At 67.0% G+C, this 2,649-nt stretch carries 2 protein-coding genes; both read right to left on the bottom strand.

Annotated features, from left to right (window positions below; all coding sequences use genetic code 11):
* Positions 1 to 33: 33 nt before the first annotated feature.
* Positions 34 to 2,106, bottom strand: a complete 2,073-nt coding sequence (locus tag GI374_RS18660) for a recombinase family protein (RefSeq protein ID WP_154338492.1) — start codon at positions 2,104 to 2,106, stop codon at positions 34 to 36.
* Positions 2,096 to 2,290, bottom strand: coding sequence for a hypothetical protein (locus GI374_RS18655; RefSeq protein ID WP_229583588.1), 195 nt, complete (start codon positions 2,288 to 2,290; stop codon positions 2,096 to 2,098). Before GI374_RS18655 ends, GI374_RS18660 begins: the two co-directional genes overlap by 11 nt.
* Positions 2,291 to 2,649: the final 359 nt, after the last annotated feature.

Genomic DNA, 2,649 nt, shown 5'->3' with positions numbered 1-2,649 from the left:
CGACTACAATCCTGTTTCATTGCACCCATCTAACTATGCTGTTGAAGTGAATAGGTTTTGCTGATCAGGGTTCGATCCTGTGGGGTATCTAGGGCTCTGTCGGGCTCGGTGAACGAGCCGCTGGGCTGCCGGATGTCCGAGTTCCGAACGACCGAAGATCCATGGGCCGTCCGGTAGCGGGTGAATGCCCTGGATGTCGCCAGCTTCGGCGGCGAGTCTGAGGGTCTTCGTTGTAACGCCGAGCAGGCGCGCGGCGTTGGTCAGGTTGAGCCAGGGCTCGATGCCGTCCGAAGTCGGGCGGAACACCGGGATCTTGTGGTGCGACCTGAGTGCAGTGACGCGCTCACGGGTCCATCGGTTACCATGGCCGGTCAGCAGACCGTTTCGGTTGAGGATGCCGGCAATCAGATCGTCGGAGGCGATGAGAACGAGTTGGCGTACCGCTGCGATGATCTCAGGTGTGGTGCTGTTGCGCTGGCCTCGACGCCGCTTCGCCAAGCGCAGCTCGGTATGAACGCCGCCGATCCAGTGGATCAGAAGGACGATCTCGGAGGCATTGTCATCGATGTCGGCGACCACTTCGAGGATGACGGTGCGCGCGATACGCTTCTTGAGCCGGGCATCGGTCGTCGGCGCCGCCCAGACAGTTCGAAGGTTCGTGCCGAGGGTGGCGGCCTCCATCGCCGCCAAGGGGGAAGGCTTGGGGGCGGCGGCATCATGCGCGGCGATCCTGGCCTCGATCTCGGCGGCGCGTGCGAGGGCGCGGTTCCACCGCGCTTCCAGTTCCGCCGCCACAAGCCGGTTCTCGGGATCGGCGGCATCGTATTGGCGGAAGGCGCGGTCAGCGCCGTAGCGGGCCGCTACGAGATCACGCGCGAGCGCTTCGCGAACCTGATCGCGGCGACTGGCGGCCTGCGCCTCAGCCTCGGCGGCGGCAGCGATGGCGCCCGGCTCGACCACCCGCAGCAGCGCTTCCTCGATGGCATCGTCGACCCGCAGGCCGCCGAAGGCGATACAGCGCGGCTCGCCATTGTCGAGCAGGCCGCGCCAGCAGGAATAGCGCGGGATGTCATGCTTGGCCCCGGTGTAGCGGACCGTCAGCTTGCGACCGCAGCGCCGGCAGCGAACCAGGCCGGCGAGCAGGGCATCGCCGTGCTTGGGCGCTCCATGATGCCGGCTCGCGGGGACGTTGTCGCTGACCATCGCGCGGATCGCCTCTGCCCGTTCCCAGCTGACATAACCTTCGTGTGCGCCGGGCTTCAGCGCCAGCCACTCACCGCGCGGTTTGCGGCGGCTGCCGGATCGCGGAACGGCCGCGCCGTGCCTCGGCACAACCCGGGTCTTACCATAGGCGTAGGCGCCGCCGTAGACTGGGTTCTCGATCATCCGGTGGATGGTGGCATAGGTTGGCCTCCGCCAGATCACGTCGCCATTGGCGTGCCTGGCCGGCAAGTCCAGCCCGTGCTCCAGGAACCAGAGCAGGGCCTGCCGGGCGCTGCCAAGCTCGGCCACCTTGTCGAAGACGAGGACGATGGCCTCCTGGACGCGACGGTCAGGATCCTTCTCGAGCCTGTCGCCGGCCTTCACGAAGCCGACGGGAGCCGCGACGACCAACTCGCCACGGCGGGCTTTCTCGTAACGGGCGGACAGCGACCGCTGGCGGAGCAGATCGAGCTCGTACTCGTTGAGGCTGCCCTTCAGGCCGAGAAGCAGACGGTCGTTGCCTTGGCGCGGCGCATATACGGCCTCCTGATCGACCAGGACGGTGTCGACGACCCGGCACATCTCGATGAGCTGCTGCCAGTCCCGGCTGTTGCGGGCGAAGCGCGACACCTCGCGCGCCGCGACCGCACCGACCTTGCCCAGGCAGACCTCGGCCACCATCCGGTCGAAGCCAGCCCGCGTGACACCGCCCGCCGCCGAACGGCCAAGGTCGTCGTCGATCGTCTCGATGCAGGACCAGCCGAGCGTCGCCAGCCGGTCGCGCATCGCATATTGCAGGGCGCCGCTCTCGCGGTTGTGCAGCACCTGGTGGGCAGAGGACTGCCGCACGTAGAGTATCGCCTTGCGCTCCAGATGGTGCGGACTGACCTTCTCATGCTTCATGCCGCGCCTCCGTCAGGTGAGGCGCTTGAGCTCCGGTGTGGTCGAGGATCAAGCGGACCATCAGCTCGGTCAGCGTCACCCGCGCCTCCTCGGGCAGCGTCTGCCAATGTGGCGCCGGGACCAGGTCGGCGTCGCAGGGGCGGGCGAACAACTCGAGTTGTTGTGGTGTCGGTCGGCGTCGCATCGGCATCTCCCGGAATCGCCTCTTGGGACCCCGATGCTGCGCTCGAATCTCGCGGTTGCGGTGCGCCATCGCGAACGCCGGCCGCGTCGTGCAGCAATGCTGCCAGAGCTCTCAGAGCCGCCACCGAGGCAACCGGCGCCGCTTCTGCCTGCCAGCCTTGGCTGGCGGCCCGATCGAACATCCAGACCGGAACCTCCAGCCGACGATCGGACGTGACCCCAGTCGGGCTACAGCGAAGCGCCGCCCAGCCTGCCTTCTCGATCACCTCGTGAACGTGAACCGATCGACCCGCCCAAGGGTGCCACGGGTAGAGCACTTCGCGCTCCTCGGTCCCGTGGGCGTTCTGTAATTGAGTTGTA

The organism is Paracoccus sp. S-4012 (assembly GCF_009674885.1).
GTDB lineage: Bacteria > Pseudomonadota > Alphaproteobacteria > Rhodobacterales > Rhodobacteraceae > Paracoccus.
This window is presented reverse-complemented; position numbering and strand designations above follow the sequence as displayed.

Coding starts and splice junctions, on each gene's coding strand:
- GI374_RS18660 (WP_154338492.1), bottom strand. CDS start 2,106: ATGAAGCATGAGAAGGTCAGTCCGCACCATCTGGAGCGCAAGGCGATA.
- GI374_RS18655 (WP_229583588.1), bottom strand. CDS start 2,290: ATGCGACGCCGACCGACACCACAACAACTCGAGTTGTTCGCCCGCCCC.